We start from the raw sequence: 14,678 nt of genomic DNA, 5'->3' as shown, positions 1-14,678 counted from the left end.
CTTATGACGACATGGATCGACATCGGCACGTTGGCCGACATTCCCCAGCGCGGCGCCCGCACGGTACAAATCGAGGGGGAAAAGGAAATCGCGGTGTTCCGCACCGGCGACGATCATGTCTTCGCGCTGGTCAACGAATGTCCGCACAAGAAGGGACCGCTGAGCCAGGGCATCGTCCATGGCCATAGCGTCGCCTGTCCGCTGCATAATTGGAATATCGCGCTCAGGACGGGTGAAGCGCAGGGTAATGATGAGGGCTGTACCCCGACCATCGCGGTGCGGATGGAGGGCGAGCGGATTTTGATCGCCCGGCCGGCCGTGATGCAGGTGGCGGCGTGAGGGAGCGATTTCTTTCTCCCCTCCCTTTCAAGGGAGGGGACGGGGGTGGGTGTGCCGCGTCAGCGGCGCTTGCACCGGTGATGTTGCAGGCCCGCTTCGCTCGCACCCACCCCAACCCCTCCCTTGAAAGGGAGGGGCTATGACTAGCTCTATCCGCACCACCTGTGCTTATTGCGGTGTTGGTTGCGGCATAGCGGCCACGCCGACCGGGCCGCGCTCGGTCGTGATCAAGGGGGACGAGGCGCATCCGGCCAATGGCGGGCGCCTCTGTTCCAAGGGCACGCATCTGGGCGAGACGGTCGGGCTGACGGGGCGGCTGCTGCATCCGATGATCGGCAGCAAGCGCGCCAGTTGGGACAAGGCGCTGGATCTGGTCGCGAGGCGGTTTCGCGAGACGATCGACCGTTACGGCCCGGACAGCGTGGCCTTCTACGTCTCCGGCCAGTTGCTGACCGAGGATTATTATGTCGCCAACAAACTGATGAAGGGCTTTATCGGGTCGGCGAATATCGACACCAACAGTCGCCTGTGCATGTCGAGCGCGGTGGCGGGTCATAACCGGGCATTTGGTGAGGATGTGGTGCCCGCCAGCTATGGGGATCTGGATCGGGCGGACCTGATCGTACTGGTCGGCTCCAACACCGCCTGGTGCCACCCGATCGTTTACCAGCGCATACAGGCGGCGCGGGCGGCGCGCGGTACGAAGCTGGTCGTCATCGATCCCCGCCGCACCGAAACCTGCGAAGGCGCCGACCTGCATCTGGCCGTAAAACCGGGCACTGACGTCGCATTGATGAACGGGCTTCTGGCCTGGTGTGAGGCGCAGGGAATCGCCGATCCTGCCTTCATGGCCGATCATGTGACCGCGCCCGAAGGGTTCTGGGAGCATATCCGCACCGGTCATGATCTGTGGACCACGGCCGCGACCTGCGACATCGAGCCGGCGCTGCTGAAGCAGTTTTTCGAGCTGTTCGCCGCGACCCCGCGCACCATTACGATGTTCAGCCAGGGCATCAACCAGTCGATCCGCGGCACCGATCAGGTCAATGCAATCATCAACGTCCATCTTGCCACCGGCCGTTTCGGCAAGCCGGGCGCAGCGCCTTTTTCGATCACGGGCCAGCCCAACGCCATGGGCGGGCGGGAGGTGGGCGGCCTGGCCTCCACGTTGGCGGCGCATATGGATTTCGCGCCGGACAATGTCGCGCGCGTCGGCCGTTTCTGGGCCGCGCCGACGATGGCGACCAAGCCGGGGTTGAAGGCGGTCGACCTGTTTCGCGCGATCAACGAAGGGCGGATCAAAGCGCTGTGGGTGATGGCGACCAATCCCGCGGTGTCGCTCCCCGATGCGGGCCGGGTGCGCGAGGCGCTGGAGTCGATCCCCTTCCTGGTCGTGTCGGACATCATCGCCGATACCGACAGCAGCACCCATGCCCATGTTCGCCTGCCCGCCGCCGGCTGGGGCGAGAAGGATGGGACCGTCACCAACTCCGATCGTACGATCAGCCGGCAGCGCCCCTTCATGGCACTGCCCGGAGAGGCGAAGCCGGACTGGTGGATCGTGACGCAGGTTGCGCGGCGGATGGGCTGGCGCAACGCCTTCGCCTATGAGCGGCCGGCCGATATCTGGCGCGAGCATGCACGCCTGACCGCGTACCAGAATGACGGGGCGCGGGTATTGAACCTGCGGGCGCAGGCCGCGATCGGTAATGAGGCCTATGAGGCGATGGCGCCGTTTCGCTGGGGTGGCGATGCGCCTTTTGCCGGCGGCTTTTCGACGCCCGATGGCAAGGCGCGGCTCGTGCTGACCCGCCAGATGGACGTGCAGGCGCCGCTCAAGGACTGGCCGCTGACGCTCAATACCGGGCGCTATCGCGACCAGTGGCATACGATGACGCGCACGGGCCTCGCCCCCAAGCTGGCGCGGCATCGCGAGGAGCCGTTGGTGGAAATCCATCCGCGCGATGCGCAGGCGCTGGGTATCGCCGACCGCGATCTGGCCCGCGTCCAGACGGCGCAGGGGCACAGCATCTTTCGCGTCGCCTATAGCGAAGGGCAACGGCCGGGCGAGATTTTTACCCCGATCCACTGGACCGACCAGATATCGAGCGGCGGGCGCACCGGCCTGCTGCCCCGTCCACTGGTGGATCCCCATTCGGGCCAGCCGGGGTTCAAATCCACCCCGGCCAGCATCGAACGGGTTGCGACCGAATGGAAGGGCTTTCTGATCCTGCGCGGGCAGGATGCGGTGCGGCTGCCCTGCCTGTGGGCGACCAAGGTGACGGTGCCAGGCGGCGCGCTCTATGAGGTGGCGGGCAATGGCGATGCGGCGCGGCTGGACGCCTGCCTGCCCAAGGGCGACCGGGTCGAGGCGATCGACCGGACGCGCGGCACGCGGCGGGTGGCGATCATCCAGGAGGGCAGGCTGGCGGGGATATTGATCGTCACGCGTACCGGTTTGCTGCCGTCGCGCGACTGGCTGATCGGCCAGTTGTCGGCGGAGGGCGTGGGCGCGACCGTGCTGGCCGCGCGGGGGCCGGGTAGCCAGCCGGACAAGGGCGCGACCATCTGCGTCTGTTTCGACATCGGCCTCAACCAGATCGTCGCGGCGATCCGCGACCAGCAACTGGTCGATGTGCCGGCCATCGGCAAGGCGCTAGGCGCCGGCACCAATTGCGGATCGTGCCGGCCGGCAATCGCCAACATCCTTATGCAAATATCGCAGGAGACGCTCCATGCAGCCGAATGATCTGATTGCACCCGGTGAAGTCTGGCTGGTGGGCGCAGGGCCGGGCGATCCCGACCTGCTGACGCGCAAGGCGGAGAAGCTGATCGGGGCGGCGGACATCGTCTTTTACGACGCGCTGGTCGGGCCGGGCGTGCTGGATATGATCGCAGAGGGCGTCGAGCGAGTCAGCGTGGGCAAGCGATCGGGACGGCATTCGAAAGCGCAGGATAGCATCAACGACCTGCTGCTGGCGGCGGCGAAGGCGGGCAAGCGCATCGTGCGGTTGAAGGGGGGCGATCCGTCGATATTCGGCCGGTCTGCCGAGGAGACGGCGCATCTGGCGAGTAAGGGCGTGCGCTTTCGCATCTGCCCCGGCATCACCACCGCCAGCGCGGCGGCGGCGAGCGGTGGCGCCTCGCTGACGTTGCGCGGTGTGGCGCGCGGGCTGACTTTGGTGACGGCGCATCTAAAGGCAGGCGAGCCGCTGACGCTGGATTGGGAGGCGATCGCGCGGCCGGGCGGGACGCTCGGCATCTATATGGGACGCGCGGCGGCGGGGGAGATTGCGCGATGGCTGATTGCGGCGGGGCGCGATCCAGAGACGCCGGTGATGGTGGCGGTCAATGTTTCGCTGCCCAGCGAGCGGCTGATCCGGGGGAAGCTGTCGGCGCTGGCCTTTCTGGTGCAGACGATCAGCGATGAAGATCCGACCCTGCTGCTGATCGGGGAGGCGGTGGCGGGGACGCCTGCATTGGCGGACGTAGCGGTGGGTGCGATGATCGAGGCCTGATAAATAACGGCTTCGACAAGTTCAGCCCGAACGGGGACGGGCGGCGATGTTCGCCAGATCCTCCGGCCGGTTGATGTTGGGCAGGATCAGGCCCGGCACCTCCACCACGCGCGCGCCGATGCGGGCCAGCCAGCCGTAGATGGAGCGGCTATTCTCTTCGCCCAGATGCGCGTCCAGTTCGAGCGCCAGCGTGGCGGGCCACCAGCCGAGCAATGGCTGGCCGTGCAGGATGGCGGCGTCATCGCCGATCAGCGCGGCGGGCAGGGCTGCTGGATAAAGCGGCATGTCGCATCCGGTGGTGAGGACGCCGACGAAACCGTGGCCGATCGCATGGTGGAGCGCGGCGTTGAGGCCGCCCAACGGCCCCATGTCGGGAGCGGGGCGATCAGCCAGCCCGCCGTTGCGGCCGCAAATCACGACCTGCGCAACATGGGGCGTCAGCCCGGCCCGCGCATGATCGAGCAGCGTGACCCCGTCGAAAAGGGCCATCGCCTTGTCGCTGCCAAAGCGGCTGGCCCGACCGCCGGCCAGTACCGCCCCCAAAATCGGTCCTTCGTGCAACCACGCCTCCCTTGATAGCCATGCTCTATAAGGCATAAGGTGGGAGAATGCAGACCCGCCTTGTCGAATATTTTCTGGCGCTGGAGCGCGAGGGCCATTTTGCGCGGGCGGCGGCGCATTGCAACGTGTCGCAGCCGACGCTGTCCGCCGGCATCGCCACGCTGGAGGCGCAGCTGGGCAAAAGGTTGATCCTGCGCGACCGCAAATATGGCGGGCTGACGGCGGAGGGGGAGGCGATCCTGCCCTGGGCGCGGCAATTGGTCGCGGCGGCCGAGGCGCTGGGGCAGGCGGCGGAGACGGCGCGCGGGCCGTTGAAGGGGGAATTGCGATTGGGCGCGATCCCGGCGGCGATGCCGGCGATCGGCTGTCTGGTCGCGGCGATGCTGGCACGGCATCCGGGCCTCAACATGTCGATCCGGGCGCTGACGTCGCGGCAGATAGAGCGGGAACTGGCGGCATTCGAGCTGGATGCGGGCCTGACCTATCTGGATTTCGAACCGCCTGCCCATGCGCTGTCGGTGCCGCTCTATGTCGAGCGCACGATGCTGGTGAGCGCGGTGGATGGCGTGGCGATCCCCGACCCGCTGGATTGGGCCGATCTGGCGCGGTTGCCGCTTTGCCTGTTGCATCAGGGGATGCAGAACCGACGCATTCTGGATGCGCGCCTGTCGGAGCGAGGGCTGGCGCTGCGGCCGTTGGTCACCGCGGACAGTTATGTCGCACTGCTGGGGCTGGTGCAGCAGGGGCGGCTTTGTTCGATCATCCCGAACAGCCATGCCAATCTGCTCGACGGGCTGGCCTGGGCACGGACGCATGCCATGCCGGCAACGGACGAAGGAAGCCGGGTCGGCGTGATCGTGTCGGACAGCGCGCCGATGGGGCCGTTGGCGCAGGCCGTGCTGGGCGTGGCGCGCGAACTGCGGCTGCCGTCCGGCTTTCGGATTATATGATAGTCATTCTCTATCAAACATATCGGACTTCGATTTGACCCGCTGATGGCTCGCGCGCAGGATCATGCGCAAAATGAGCCAAAAGGCAGGGTATGATGGAAGAGTTTATCGGCGCCTGGACCGCGCGCCATGGCACGACGCGCGACGGATTATTGCCGCTGCTGCACGCGATGCAGGAAGAGGGTGGCTATATCGACGATGCGTGGGTGCCCGCGATCGCCAAGGCGCTAAACCTCAGTCGCGCGGATGTGCATGGTGTCATCACCTTCTACCATGATTTTCGCCGGACGCCGCCGGGCCGCCATGTCGTGAAGCTGTGCCGGGCGGAAAGCTGTCAGGCGCGGGGTGGCGCGGCGATCGAGCAGGCGGCGGCACAGCGGCTGGGCGTGGCGATGGGTGCGGTGCGGGCGGACGGGCAGGTGGCGCTGGAGCCGGTCTATTGCCTGGGCCTGTGTGCGGTCGGTCCCAATGCGCTGGTCGATGGGCGGCCAGTGGCGCGAATCGATGCCGCCGCGCTGGAGCGGATCGCGCTGGAGGTGGCGGCATGAGGCGGGTTTTCATCAGCCGGGACATGGCGTCGGTGGCGCTGGGCGCGGACGAGGTGGCGCGCGCCTTTGCCGATGCCGGGTGCGCAGTGGTGCGCACCGGATCGCGCGGGCTGTTCAGTATCGAGCCGCTGGTCGAAGTAGAAACGGAGGACGGACGGATCGGCTTCGGGCCGGTCGGGCCGGACGATGTGGCGGCGGTGCTGGATGGCAGCCATGCGGCGCGGCTCGGCAAGGTGGAGGATTTGCCCTTCTTTGCCGGGCAACAGCGGTTCACCTTCGCGCGGTGCGGGGTGATCGATCCGCTGAGCCTGGATGATTATGCGGCATTGGGTGGCTGGATCGGTCTGGACGTGGCGCGGACGCAGGCGCCGCAAAAGGTCGTCGATGCGGTCAAGGCGTCGGGTCTGCGCGGGCGCGGCGGGGCGGGATTCCCTACGGGCATCAAGTGGCAGACCGTTTTGGACGCGCCGGCGGGCGACAAATATATCGTCTGCAACGCCGACGAGGGCGACAGCGGCACCTTCGCCGACCGGATGTTGATGGAGGGCGATCCCTATTGCCTGATCGAGGGCATGGCGATCGCGGCGCATGCCGTGGGCGCGGGCCGTGGTTATATCTATATCCGCTCCGAATATCCCTACGGCATCGCGACCATGCGCGCGGCGATCGAGGCGTCGGCGCACATCGTAGCGCCCTTCGTGCTGGAGGTGCGCGAGGGGGCGGGCGCTTATGTCTGCGGGGAGGAGACGGCGCTGCTCGATTCGATCGAGGGCAAGCGCGGACAGGTGCGGGCCAAGCCGCCCCTGCCGGCGCTCAAGGGGCTGTTCGGTCAGCCGACCGTCATCAATAATGTGCTGTCGCTGGCCGCCGTGCCGTTCATATTGTCTGAGGGGGCGGAGGCTTATGCGGCGGTCGGGTTCGGCCGGTCGCGCGGGACAATGCCGGTGCAACTGGCGGGCAATGTGCGACATGGCGGGCTGTACGAGATCGGTTTCGGCATCACGCTGGGCGAGCTGGTGAACGATATCGGCGGCGGGACGGCGAATAGACGACCGGTGCGGGCAGTGCAGGTGGGCGGGCCGTTGGGCGCCTATTTCCCGCCGAGCATGTTTCATCTGCCGTTCGATTATGAGGCATTCGCGCAGGCAGGCGGGCTGATCGGTCATGCGGGCATCACCGTGTTCGACGACAGTGTCGACATGGCGCATATGGCGCGCTTCGCGATGGAATTTTGCGCGGCGGAAAGCTGCGGCAAATGCACGCCCTGCCGGATCGGATCGACGCGCGGGGTAGAGATTATGGACCGGATCATTGGCGCGCGAGAAAGCGCGAGTTCCGTTCGTGCTGAGCCTGTCGAAGCACGTGCGCGCCCTTCGACAGGCTCAGCACGAACGGGGGAGGGGTATCTGAATCGAGCGCTTTATTCGCGCGACCCATCCCGGATCGATGTTTCGATCGAAGCCCAGACCACGTTGCTGCGCGATTTGGCCGATACGATGAAATATGGCTCGCTCTGTGCGCTGGGGGGCTTCACCCCCTATCCGGTGCTGAGCGCGCTCGATTATTTTCCCGAGGATTTCGGCGCGCCTGCGCCCATCAAGGAGGCCGCGGAATGACCTACGCCCGCGAAACCGACCATGGCACGCCGCCCGCGATCGCGACCGGCAACAGCGTCACCCTGACCATCGACGGGCAGAGCGTAACCCTGCCCGAAGGCACCAGCATCATGCGCGCCGCATCGCTGCTGGGCGGCTCCATCCCCAAATTATGCGCGACCGACAATGTCGAGAGTTTCGGATCGTGCCGGCTGTGCCTGGTCGAGGTGGAGGGGCGCAACGGTTATCCCGCATCCTGCACCACCCCGGTTGCCGAAGGCATGGTGGTGCGCACCCAGACCGACCGGCTGAAGCAGCTGCGGCGCGGGGTGATGGAACTCTATATTTCCGATCATCCGCTCGATTGCCTGACCTGCGGCGCGAATGGCGATTGCGAATTGCAGGATCAGGCCGGGGCGGTGGGCCTGCGCGACGTGCGCTATGGCTATGATGGCGCGACCAATATGGGGCAGGCGAAGGATCAGTCGAACCCCTATTTCGATTTCGATCCCAGCAAATGCATCGTCTGTTCGCGCTGCGTGCGGGCATGCGAAGAGGTGCAGGGCACGTTCGCGCTGACCATTGAGGGCAAGGGGTTCGACTCCAAGGTGTCGCCATCGCAGGGCGAGGATTTTCTGGGGTCGGAATGTGTGTCCTGCGGAGCGTGCGTGCAGGCTTGCCCGACCGCGTCGCTGATCGAGAAGGCGGTAGTGGAGATCGGCACGCCCGATCGCGCCGTCGTCACCACCTGCGCCTATTGCGGCGTGGGTTGCACCTTCCGCGCGGAAATGCGGGGGGAAGAGCTGGTGCGGATGGTGCCGTGGAAGGACGGCAAGGCCAATCGCGGCCATAGCTGCGTCAAAGGCCGCTTCGCCTGGGGCTATGCCCAGCATCAGGACCGGATTCTCAACCCCATGATCCGCGCGTCGGTGAGCGAGCCGTGGCGCGAAGTGTCTTGGGAGGAGGCGATCGCCTATACCGCGAGCGAGTTTCGCCGCATCCAGGGCAAATATGGCACGCGCAGCATCGGCGGCATCACGTCGAGCCGTTGCACCAACGAAGAAACCTTTCTGGTTCAAAAATTGATCCGCCAGGGGTTCGGCAACAATAATGTCGATACCTGCGCGCGGGTGTGCCATTCGCCGACCGGCTATGGGTTGAGCCAGACTTTCGGCACGTCGGCAGGGACGCAGGATTTCGATAGCGTCATGCAGGCCGACGTGATTCTGGTCATCGGCGCCAATCCGACCGATGGGCATCCGGTGTTTGCGTCGCGCATGAAGAAGCGGTTGCGGCAGGGCGCGAAGCTGATCGTCATCGATCCGCGCCGTACCGATCTGGTGCAATCGCCCCATATCTCGGCGGAGCATCATCTCCCCTTACGGCCCGGCACCAATGTCGCGATGCTGACCGCGATCGCCCATGTGGTCGTGACCGAGAAACTCTATGACGAAGCCTTCATCCGCGAGCGGTGCGATTGGGACGAGTTCATGGACTGGGCGGAGTTCGTGTCGGAGGCGGCGCGTTCGCCCGAAGCGATCGAACCGCTGACCGGCGTGAAGGCGCAGGATGTTCGGGCGGCCGCGCGGCTCTATGCGACCGGAGGCAATGGCGCGATCTATTATGGGCTGGGCGTCACCGAACATTCGCAGGGCAGTTCGACCGTTATGGCCATCGCCAATCTCGCCATGGCGACCGGCAATGTCGGGCGTGAAGGCGTGGGCGTGAACCCGCTGCGGGGGCAGAATAATGTGCAGGGGGCGTGCGACATGGGCAGCTTCCCGCATGAGTTCAGCGGCTATCGCCATGTGTCGGACGATGCGACGCGCAGCCTGTTCGAACGAACATGGGGCGTGACGCTGGACGCCGAGCCGGGGTTGCGCATTCCCAACATGCTGGACGCGGCGACCGACGGCACGTTCAAGGGCCTGTTCGTGCAGGGCGAGGATATTCTCCAGTCCGACCCCAATACCCATCATGTCGCGGCGGGGCTGGCGGCGATGGAGTGCGTGGTGGTGCAGGATCTGTTCCTGAACGAAACCGCCAATTATGCGCATATCTTCCTGCCCGGATCGACCTTTCTGGAGAAGGACGGCACCTTCACCAATGCCGAACGGCGCATCCAGCGCGTGCGCAAGGTGATGGCGCCGCTCAATGGCTACGCCGATTGGGAGATCGTGCAATTGGTGGCGAATGCCATGGGGCTGGCTTGGACCTACGACCATCCCGCGCAGATCATGGATGAGATTGCGGCGCTCACCCCAACCTTTGCCGGCGTGCATTATGACCGGCTGGAGGCGGAAGGATCGCTGCAATGGCCGGCCAATGACGCCGCGCCGGACGGAACGCCGACCATGCATATCGACGGCTTCGTGCGGGGGAAGGGCAAATTCGTCGTCACCGACTATGTGCCGACCGACGAGAAGACCGGGCCGCGCTTCCCGCTGTTGCTGACGACCGGGCGCATATTGTCCCACTATAATGTCGGGGCGCAGACCCGGCGTACGGCCAATACCGCCTGGCATCCCGAGGACCGGCTGGAGATCCATCCGAGCGACGCCGACAATCGCGGCCTGAAGGATGGCGACTGGGTGACGCTGCGCAGCCGGGCGGGGGAGACGACCTTGCGCGCGCTGATTACCGAGCGGGTCGCGCCGGGGGTGGTCTATACGACCTTCCATCATCCCGAGACGCAGGCCAATGTCATCACCACCGACTATTCGGACTGGGCCACCAATTGCCCCGAATATAAGGTGACGGCGGTGCAGGTGATGGCGTCCAACGGGCCGAGCGACTGGCAGCAGGATTATGCGGAGCAGGCCCGGACCAGCCGCCGCATCGCCCCGCTGGAAGCGGCGGAATAGGCGGGCATATGAGCGACGATACGCATGTCATGTCCACCACGGACAGGCTGGTCTATATGGCGCACCAGATCGCCCGCAACATGGCAATGATGGGCGAAGCGAAGGCGACGGAAGCGCTGGCCGAACATCTGACCCGCTTCTGGGATCCGCGGATGAAGGCGCAGATCGTCGCCATCGCGCAGGATCAGCCCGAACGGCTTTCGCCGACGGTAGCCGCCGCGGTGGCCCGAATGGCGCAGGGCCGGCCGGCGCCCGATGTCGATGCGGCGCAGTTCAATGCCGTGGATGAGGCCGGCCATTGCGACGCCGGTTGAGCGGCGGCCCGTCCACCGCTAGGCCGTGATCATGGATGATGCCGCCGCCAGCCCCCTGACATTCGATCGCCTGACCCCCGACGGCGCAACGCGGGCGGTCGAGCGGCCATTGGCGCAAGAAGTGCCGGTAGCGATCGAATATAATGGCGCGGGCTATGCGGTGTTGATGGCGACGCCGAGCGATATCGGCGATCTGGTGCAGGGGTTCAGCCTGGCCGAGCGGCTGGTGAGCCGGGACGATGCACTGCTGGACGTGGATGTGCATGATACAGGCGCGGGGATCGTCGCCCGCGCGACATTGCCGCCGCATCGCACCGATGGATTGCTGGATCGGGTGCGGCATCGCGCGTCCGATTCCTCCTGCGGCATGTGCGGGATCGAGAATCTGGAGCAGGCGATCCGGCCTTTGCCGCGCGTGACGACGACGTCGCGGGCGGATCGGGATGCCATCTTTCGCGCACTAGAGGATTTGCGCGATCATCAGCCACTCAACGCCGCGACCGGTGCGGCCCATGCGGCGGCCTGGGTCGGGGCGGACGGCGCGATCCGGCTGGCGCGGGAGGATGTCGGGCGGCATAATGCGTTCGATAAGCTGATCGGTGCGATGGCGCGGATGGAGGCGGACTGGGACGGCGGCTTTGCGCTGCTGTCGTCGCGCTGTTCCTATGAACTGGTGGAGAAGGCGGTGCTGGCCGATTGCCCCCTACTGGTCACCATATCTGCCCCAACCCGGCTGGCGGCGGAGCGGGCCGAGGCGGCGGGATTGTCGCTGGTCGTGTTGGCGCGGTCCGACGCCCTGTTGCTGCGGGGCCACAGCGACATCCGCCAAACATAGGACCGCTTGGCAGCGTCCCGGCTTTCCCTTATGGCGCGCGGTGTGGGGGAGGCATGTCTTTCCTGCAACATGATCGCGCCGGTGCCCGGAAACGGGTTAATCGGGAATGTGGTGCGGGCGTCACAAGCGCCTTAATCCACGGCTGTCCCTGCAACTGTGAGCGGATAGCGCGATGCACTGGCCCCCAAAAAAGGGCAGCCACTGGAGCAATCCGGGAAGGCGTGCATCGTGCCGTGACCCGCGAGCCAGGAGACCGGCCGGCGCTTGGTCGCTCTTGCTTTGGTCCAGGGGATGGTCGGGGCACGGTGGTTTTCCGTCGAGCGACGCCATGCGGCCGGGGCCGCATCGGGCTGCGGACGGGATATGGCGTCATCCCCCCAAAGGCCCGACCGCTTTCGGGCGGACGCCCCTGCCGACGTCGCACCGACGCTTTAGGGGCAATGACAATGTTGAAATATGGACTTTCGCTGGTGGCTCTGGTTGCTGCCAATCCGGCCTTTGCGCAGGCGGACGACGATATCGTCGTGACCGCCGCGGGCATCGAACAGTCGCGCGATGAGGTCGGTCAGGCGATCACGGTCATCGACGCGGACACGATCAAAACGCGGCAGGCGATCGACGTGGTGGACCTGCTGGCGACGACGCCGGGCGTGCGTTTCAACCGCAACGGCACCGTCGGCGCGCAGACCGGCGTGTCGCTGCGCGGTGCGGAAACGACGCAGACGCTGGTGCTGATCGACGGGGTGAAGGTGAACGACCCCAGCGGCATTGGCGACGGCTATGATTTCGGCCCGCTGCTGACCGGCAATATCCGCCGGATCGAGGTGCTGCGCGGTTCCAACTCGGTGGTGCATGGCAGCCAGGCGATCGGCGGCGTGGTCAATATCATGACCGGCGTGCCGGCCGAAGGCTTCGGCGCCAACGCTTCGGCCGAATATGGCTATAGCGACACGTTCAGTGCGAAGGCCGACATATCCGGTACCGCCGGTATCGCGTCGGGCGGCGTGGGCGCTGCCTATTTCCGCACCGATGGCATTTCGTCGGCCGCCAACGGCACAGAGCGCGACGGCAGCGAGAATATCGCCGCCAATGCACGATTGAAGCTGGCCTTTTCGGACAGCCTGAGCCTCGACCTGCGCGGCTATTATATCCATGCCGATCTGGACGTAGATGGCTTCCCGGCGCCGGCCTATATATTGGCCGATACGCCCGAAGTCGCCATTACCGACCAATATGTCGGCTATGCCGGCATCAACCTTGCGCTGCTGGACGGCAAGCTGACCAATCGGGCGGCCGTCACCTGGATGCGCAACGATCGCGACTATTATTCGGCGCGCGGCGCGGATGTCGATTATGGCTATAGCGGCACCAACCTGCGCTTCGAATATGAAGGCGTCTATGCCCCGGTCGATCAGGCCAAGCTGGTCTTCGGTTACGAGCATGAGCGGCCGGACTATGATTATTACGACGCCTTCAGCACGACGAGCGCGAAGATCAACATCGACAGCGTCTATGCGCTGGCGATCGTGAAGCCCTTCACGGGCCTGGCCGTCACCGGCGGCCTGCGTCATGACGATCATAGCCAGTTCGGCGGCGCGACCACCTTTGGCGCCAACGCCAATTATTCGCCCAATGGCGGCGCGACAAATGTACGGCTGAGCTATGGCGAGGGGTTCAAGGCGCCGTCGCTCTATCAGTTGTACGACACGTTTAGCGGCAACAGGGCGCTGACCCCGGAACGGTCGAAAAGCTATGATGTCGGCTTCGACCAGCGGCTGGATGGTGGCCGCGCGGTGTTGTCGGTCACGGCGTTCCAGCGCGATACCCGCAACCAGATCAATTATGACGTCTCGCTTCCGCCCTTTGGTGGCTACGCCAATCTGGACCGCACCCGCGCCAAGGGCGTGGAAGCATCGATCGCCTTGAAGCCGGTGGACGCGCTGACCGTGACGGGCAGCTACTCCTATGTAGATGCGCGCGACCGGTCGGTCGGATCGGCCACCTATGGTAATCGTCTGGCCCGCCGCGCCGCCAATGCGGTGAGCGTGTCGGCCGACTATGTCTGGCCCTTCGGCCTGTCGACCGGCGCGACCGTCACGATGGTCGGCGACAGTTTCGACAATGCGGCGAACACGCGCCGTCTGGATGGCTATGCGCTGGCCGGCATCAGGGCCTCCTTCCCCGTGGGCGAGCATCTGGAAGTCTATGGTCGCGTCGACAATCTGACCGATGAGAATTACCAGACGGCCTATGGTTACGGCACCTATGGCCGCGCTGCCTATGGCGGCGTGCGTGTCCGCTTCTGAGGGCTTTTGGCTGGGGTCAGCGCGGCGCGTTCAGGCGCGCCGTGATGGCCCTTGCCGCCTGCACATAGGCCGGGCCGCCGCACACGGTCCAGCTTTGCGGCAGGCTGATGCGCGGGATGGTGCGCAGCGCGGGATGGTGCAGCATTTCCGTGCCCTGATCGACCACCCGGTCGGTCGCGCTTTCCACGATCAGCCAGTCGGGGCGAGCGGCGACCATTTCCTCCAGCGATATCTGCGCCAGCATCGGCTTGCCGAGCCGGCTGGCGAGATTGGTGAGGCCAACGCGATGCATGAGATCGTCGATCAACGTGCCGGTGCCGGTCATATAGCCGCGCCGCTGATAATAGGCCGCGACCTTATCCCGGCCAATATGGGGCAGGGTGGCAAGATCGCGGTTCATGCCGGCGATCAGCGCTTCGCCCCGGTCGGCATGGCCGATGGCGCGCGCGACCTGACGGATCTGGTCGAGGATCGCGCCATAGCTTTCCGCGCTGGCGAGGCCCAGCGTGCGCCAGTCGCCCGGCGGGGCGCCGGCCACCCGGTCTTCGCCGATCGGATAGCCCAAAATCAGGTCGGGCTGGATCGCCAGCACTTCTTCCAACGGGCGGCGCAGGATGCGAAACCCGCGCGCCTTCTCCGCCGCCGCCGACAAGGTGGGGTCGCGGGCGTTGCTGCTGAGCGCGGCGATCTGACCCCGATCGGCCAGTGCGAGCAGATATTGGTCGGCGCAGACATTGAGCGATACGATCCGACGTGGAGGCGCAGCCGCGCCGCTGAGCGCGAACAGGGCGGTCGCCGCAAGGATCATTCGGCCGATCATCCCCACCGCCTTAACAAGCACAGGCAAG

General features: G+C 65.7%; 12 protein-coding genes and 1 riboswitch. Of the genes, 10 read left to right on the top strand and 2 right to left on the bottom strand.

Features of this window, described 5'->3' with window-relative positions:
- The first annotated feature begins 3 nt into the window (after positions 1-3).
- The 3 genes from nirD (at position 4) to cobA (ending at position 3,857) form a co-directional block, all read left to right on the top strand.
- The gene (gene nirD / locus F4U95_RS10255; RefSeq protein ID WP_150425594.1) at positions 4-339 is read left to right on the top strand and encodes a nitrite reductase small subunit NirD; all 336 of its coding nucleotides are present in this window, start codon (positions 4-6) and stop codon (positions 337-339) included.
- Between the two features lie 139 nt (positions 340-478).
- The gene (locus tag F4U95_RS10250) at positions 479-3,088 is read left to right on the top strand and encodes a nitrate reductase (protein ID WP_150425593.1); all 2,610 of its coding nucleotides are present in this window, start codon (positions 479-481) and stop codon (positions 3,086-3,088) included.
- Positions 3,075-3,857, top strand: a complete 783-nt coding sequence (cobA, locus tag F4U95_RS10245) for a uroporphyrinogen-III C-methyltransferase (RefSeq protein WP_150425592.1) — start codon at positions 3,075-3,077, stop codon at positions 3,855-3,857. Before F4U95_RS10250 ends, cobA begins: the two co-directional genes overlap by 14 nt.
- 21 nt (positions 3,858-3,878) lie before the next feature.
- On the opposite strand, the gene mobA is transcribed toward cobA, so the two are convergent.
- The gene (mobA, locus tag F4U95_RS10240) at positions 3,879-4,418 is read right to left on the bottom strand and encodes a molybdenum cofactor guanylyltransferase (RefSeq protein WP_246171553.1); all 540 of its coding nucleotides are present in this window, start codon (positions 4,416-4,418) and stop codon (positions 3,879-3,881) included.
- A 47-nt stretch (positions 4,419-4,465) separates the two neighbouring features.
- Between mobA and F4U95_RS10235 the strand changes: the two genes are divergently transcribed.
- The 7 genes from F4U95_RS10235 (at position 4,466) to F4U95_RS10205 (ending at position 13,830) form a co-directional block, all read left to right on the top strand.
- On the top strand, positions 4,466-5,368 hold the full coding sequence (locus F4U95_RS10235; RefSeq protein ID WP_150425590.1) for a LysR family transcriptional regulator: 903 nt from the start codon (positions 4,466-4,468) through the stop codon (positions 5,366-5,368).
- Between the two features lie 95 nt (positions 5,369-5,463).
- Positions 5,464-5,916: an NAD(P)H-dependent oxidoreductase subunit E gene (locus tag F4U95_RS10230; protein WP_150425650.1), complete on the top strand. Its 453-nt coding sequence runs from the start codon at positions 5,464-5,466 to the stop codon at positions 5,914-5,916.
- The gene (locus tag F4U95_RS10225) at positions 5,913-7,532 is read left to right on the top strand and encodes a formate dehydrogenase beta subunit (protein ID WP_150425589.1); all 1,620 of its coding nucleotides are present in this window, start codon (positions 5,913-5,915) and stop codon (positions 7,530-7,532) included. Before F4U95_RS10230 ends, F4U95_RS10225 begins: the two co-directional genes overlap by 4 nt.
- A complete protein-coding gene (gene fdhF / locus F4U95_RS10220; RefSeq protein WP_150425588.1) occupies positions 7,529-10,375 on the top strand; it encodes a formate dehydrogenase subunit alpha in 2,847 nt (948 codons plus the stop codon). Before F4U95_RS10225 ends, fdhF begins: the two co-directional genes overlap by 4 nt.
- Positions 10,376-10,383: 8 nt before the next feature.
- On the top strand, positions 10,384-10,689 hold the full coding sequence (locus F4U95_RS10215) for a formate dehydrogenase subunit delta (protein WP_211363973.1): 306 nt from the start codon (positions 10,384-10,386) through the stop codon (positions 10,687-10,689).
- Between the two features lie 31 nt (positions 10,690-10,720).
- A complete protein-coding gene (gene fdhD, locus F4U95_RS10210; protein WP_150425587.1) occupies positions 10,721-11,524 on the top strand; it encodes a formate dehydrogenase accessory sulfurtransferase FdhD in 804 nt (267 codons plus the stop codon).
- Positions 11,525-11,586: 62 nt separating this feature from the next.
- Positions 11,587-11,800, top strand: a riboswitch (cobalamin riboswitch).
- Positions 11,801-11,970: 170 nt separating this feature from the next.
- Positions 11,971-13,830, top strand: a complete 1,860-nt coding sequence (locus F4U95_RS10205; RefSeq protein WP_150425586.1) for a TonB-dependent receptor plug domain-containing protein — start codon at positions 11,971-11,973, stop codon at positions 13,828-13,830.
- A gap of 16 nt (positions 13,831-13,846) precedes the next feature.
- Here F4U95_RS10205 and F4U95_RS10200 read toward each other — a convergent pair whose 3' ends face one another.
- The gene (locus F4U95_RS10200) at positions 13,847-14,650 is read right to left on the bottom strand and encodes an ABC transporter substrate-binding protein (protein ID WP_150425648.1); all 804 of its coding nucleotides are present in this window, start codon (positions 14,648-14,650) and stop codon (positions 13,847-13,849) included.
- Positions 14,651-14,678: the final 28 nt, after the last annotated feature.

Source organism: Sphingobium limneticum, from assembly GCF_008710165.1.
GTDB lineage: Bacteria > Pseudomonadota > Alphaproteobacteria > Sphingomonadales > Sphingomonadaceae > Sphingobium > Sphingobium limneticum.
This window is presented reverse-complemented; position numbering and strand designations above follow the sequence as displayed.

Excerpts from the sequence above, each read along its gene's own strand:
- nirD (WP_150425594.1), top strand. The coding sequence starts at position 4 with ATGACGACATGGATCGACATCGGCACGTTGGCCGACATTCCCCAGCGC.
- F4U95_RS10250 (WP_150425593.1), top strand. The coding sequence starts at position 479 with ATGACTAGCTCTATCCGCACCACCTGTGCTTATTGCGGTGTTGGTTGC.
- cobA (WP_150425592.1), top strand. The coding sequence starts at position 3,075 with ATGCAGCCGAATGATCTGATTGCACCCGGTGAAGTCTGGCTGGTGGGC.
- F4U95_RS10235 (WP_150425590.1), top strand. The coding sequence starts at position 4,466 with ATGCAGACCCGCCTTGTCGAATATTTTCTGGCGCTGGAGCGCGAGGGC.
- F4U95_RS10230 (WP_150425650.1), top strand. The coding sequence starts at position 5,464 with ATGGAAGAGTTTATCGGCGCCTGGACCGCGCGCCATGGCACGACGCGC.
- F4U95_RS10225 (WP_150425589.1), top strand. The coding sequence starts at position 5,913 with ATGAGGCGGGTTTTCATCAGCCGGGACATGGCGTCGGTGGCGCTGGGC.
- fdhF (WP_150425588.1), top strand. The coding sequence starts at position 7,529 with ATGACCTACGCCCGCGAAACCGACCATGGCACGCCGCCCGCGATCGCG.
- F4U95_RS10215 (WP_211363973.1), top strand. The coding sequence starts at position 10,384 with ATGAGCGACGATACGCATGTCATGTCCACCACGGACAGGCTGGTCTAT.
- fdhD (WP_150425587.1), top strand. The coding sequence starts at position 10,721 with ATGGATGATGCCGCCGCCAGCCCCCTGACATTCGATCGCCTGACCCCC.
- F4U95_RS10205 (WP_150425586.1), top strand. The coding sequence starts at position 11,971 with ATGTTGAAATATGGACTTTCGCTGGTGGCTCTGGTTGCTGCCAATCCG.
- F4U95_RS10200 (WP_150425648.1), bottom strand. The coding sequence starts at position 14,650 with ATGATCGGCCGAATGATCCTTGCGGCGACCGCCCTGTTCGCGCTCAGC.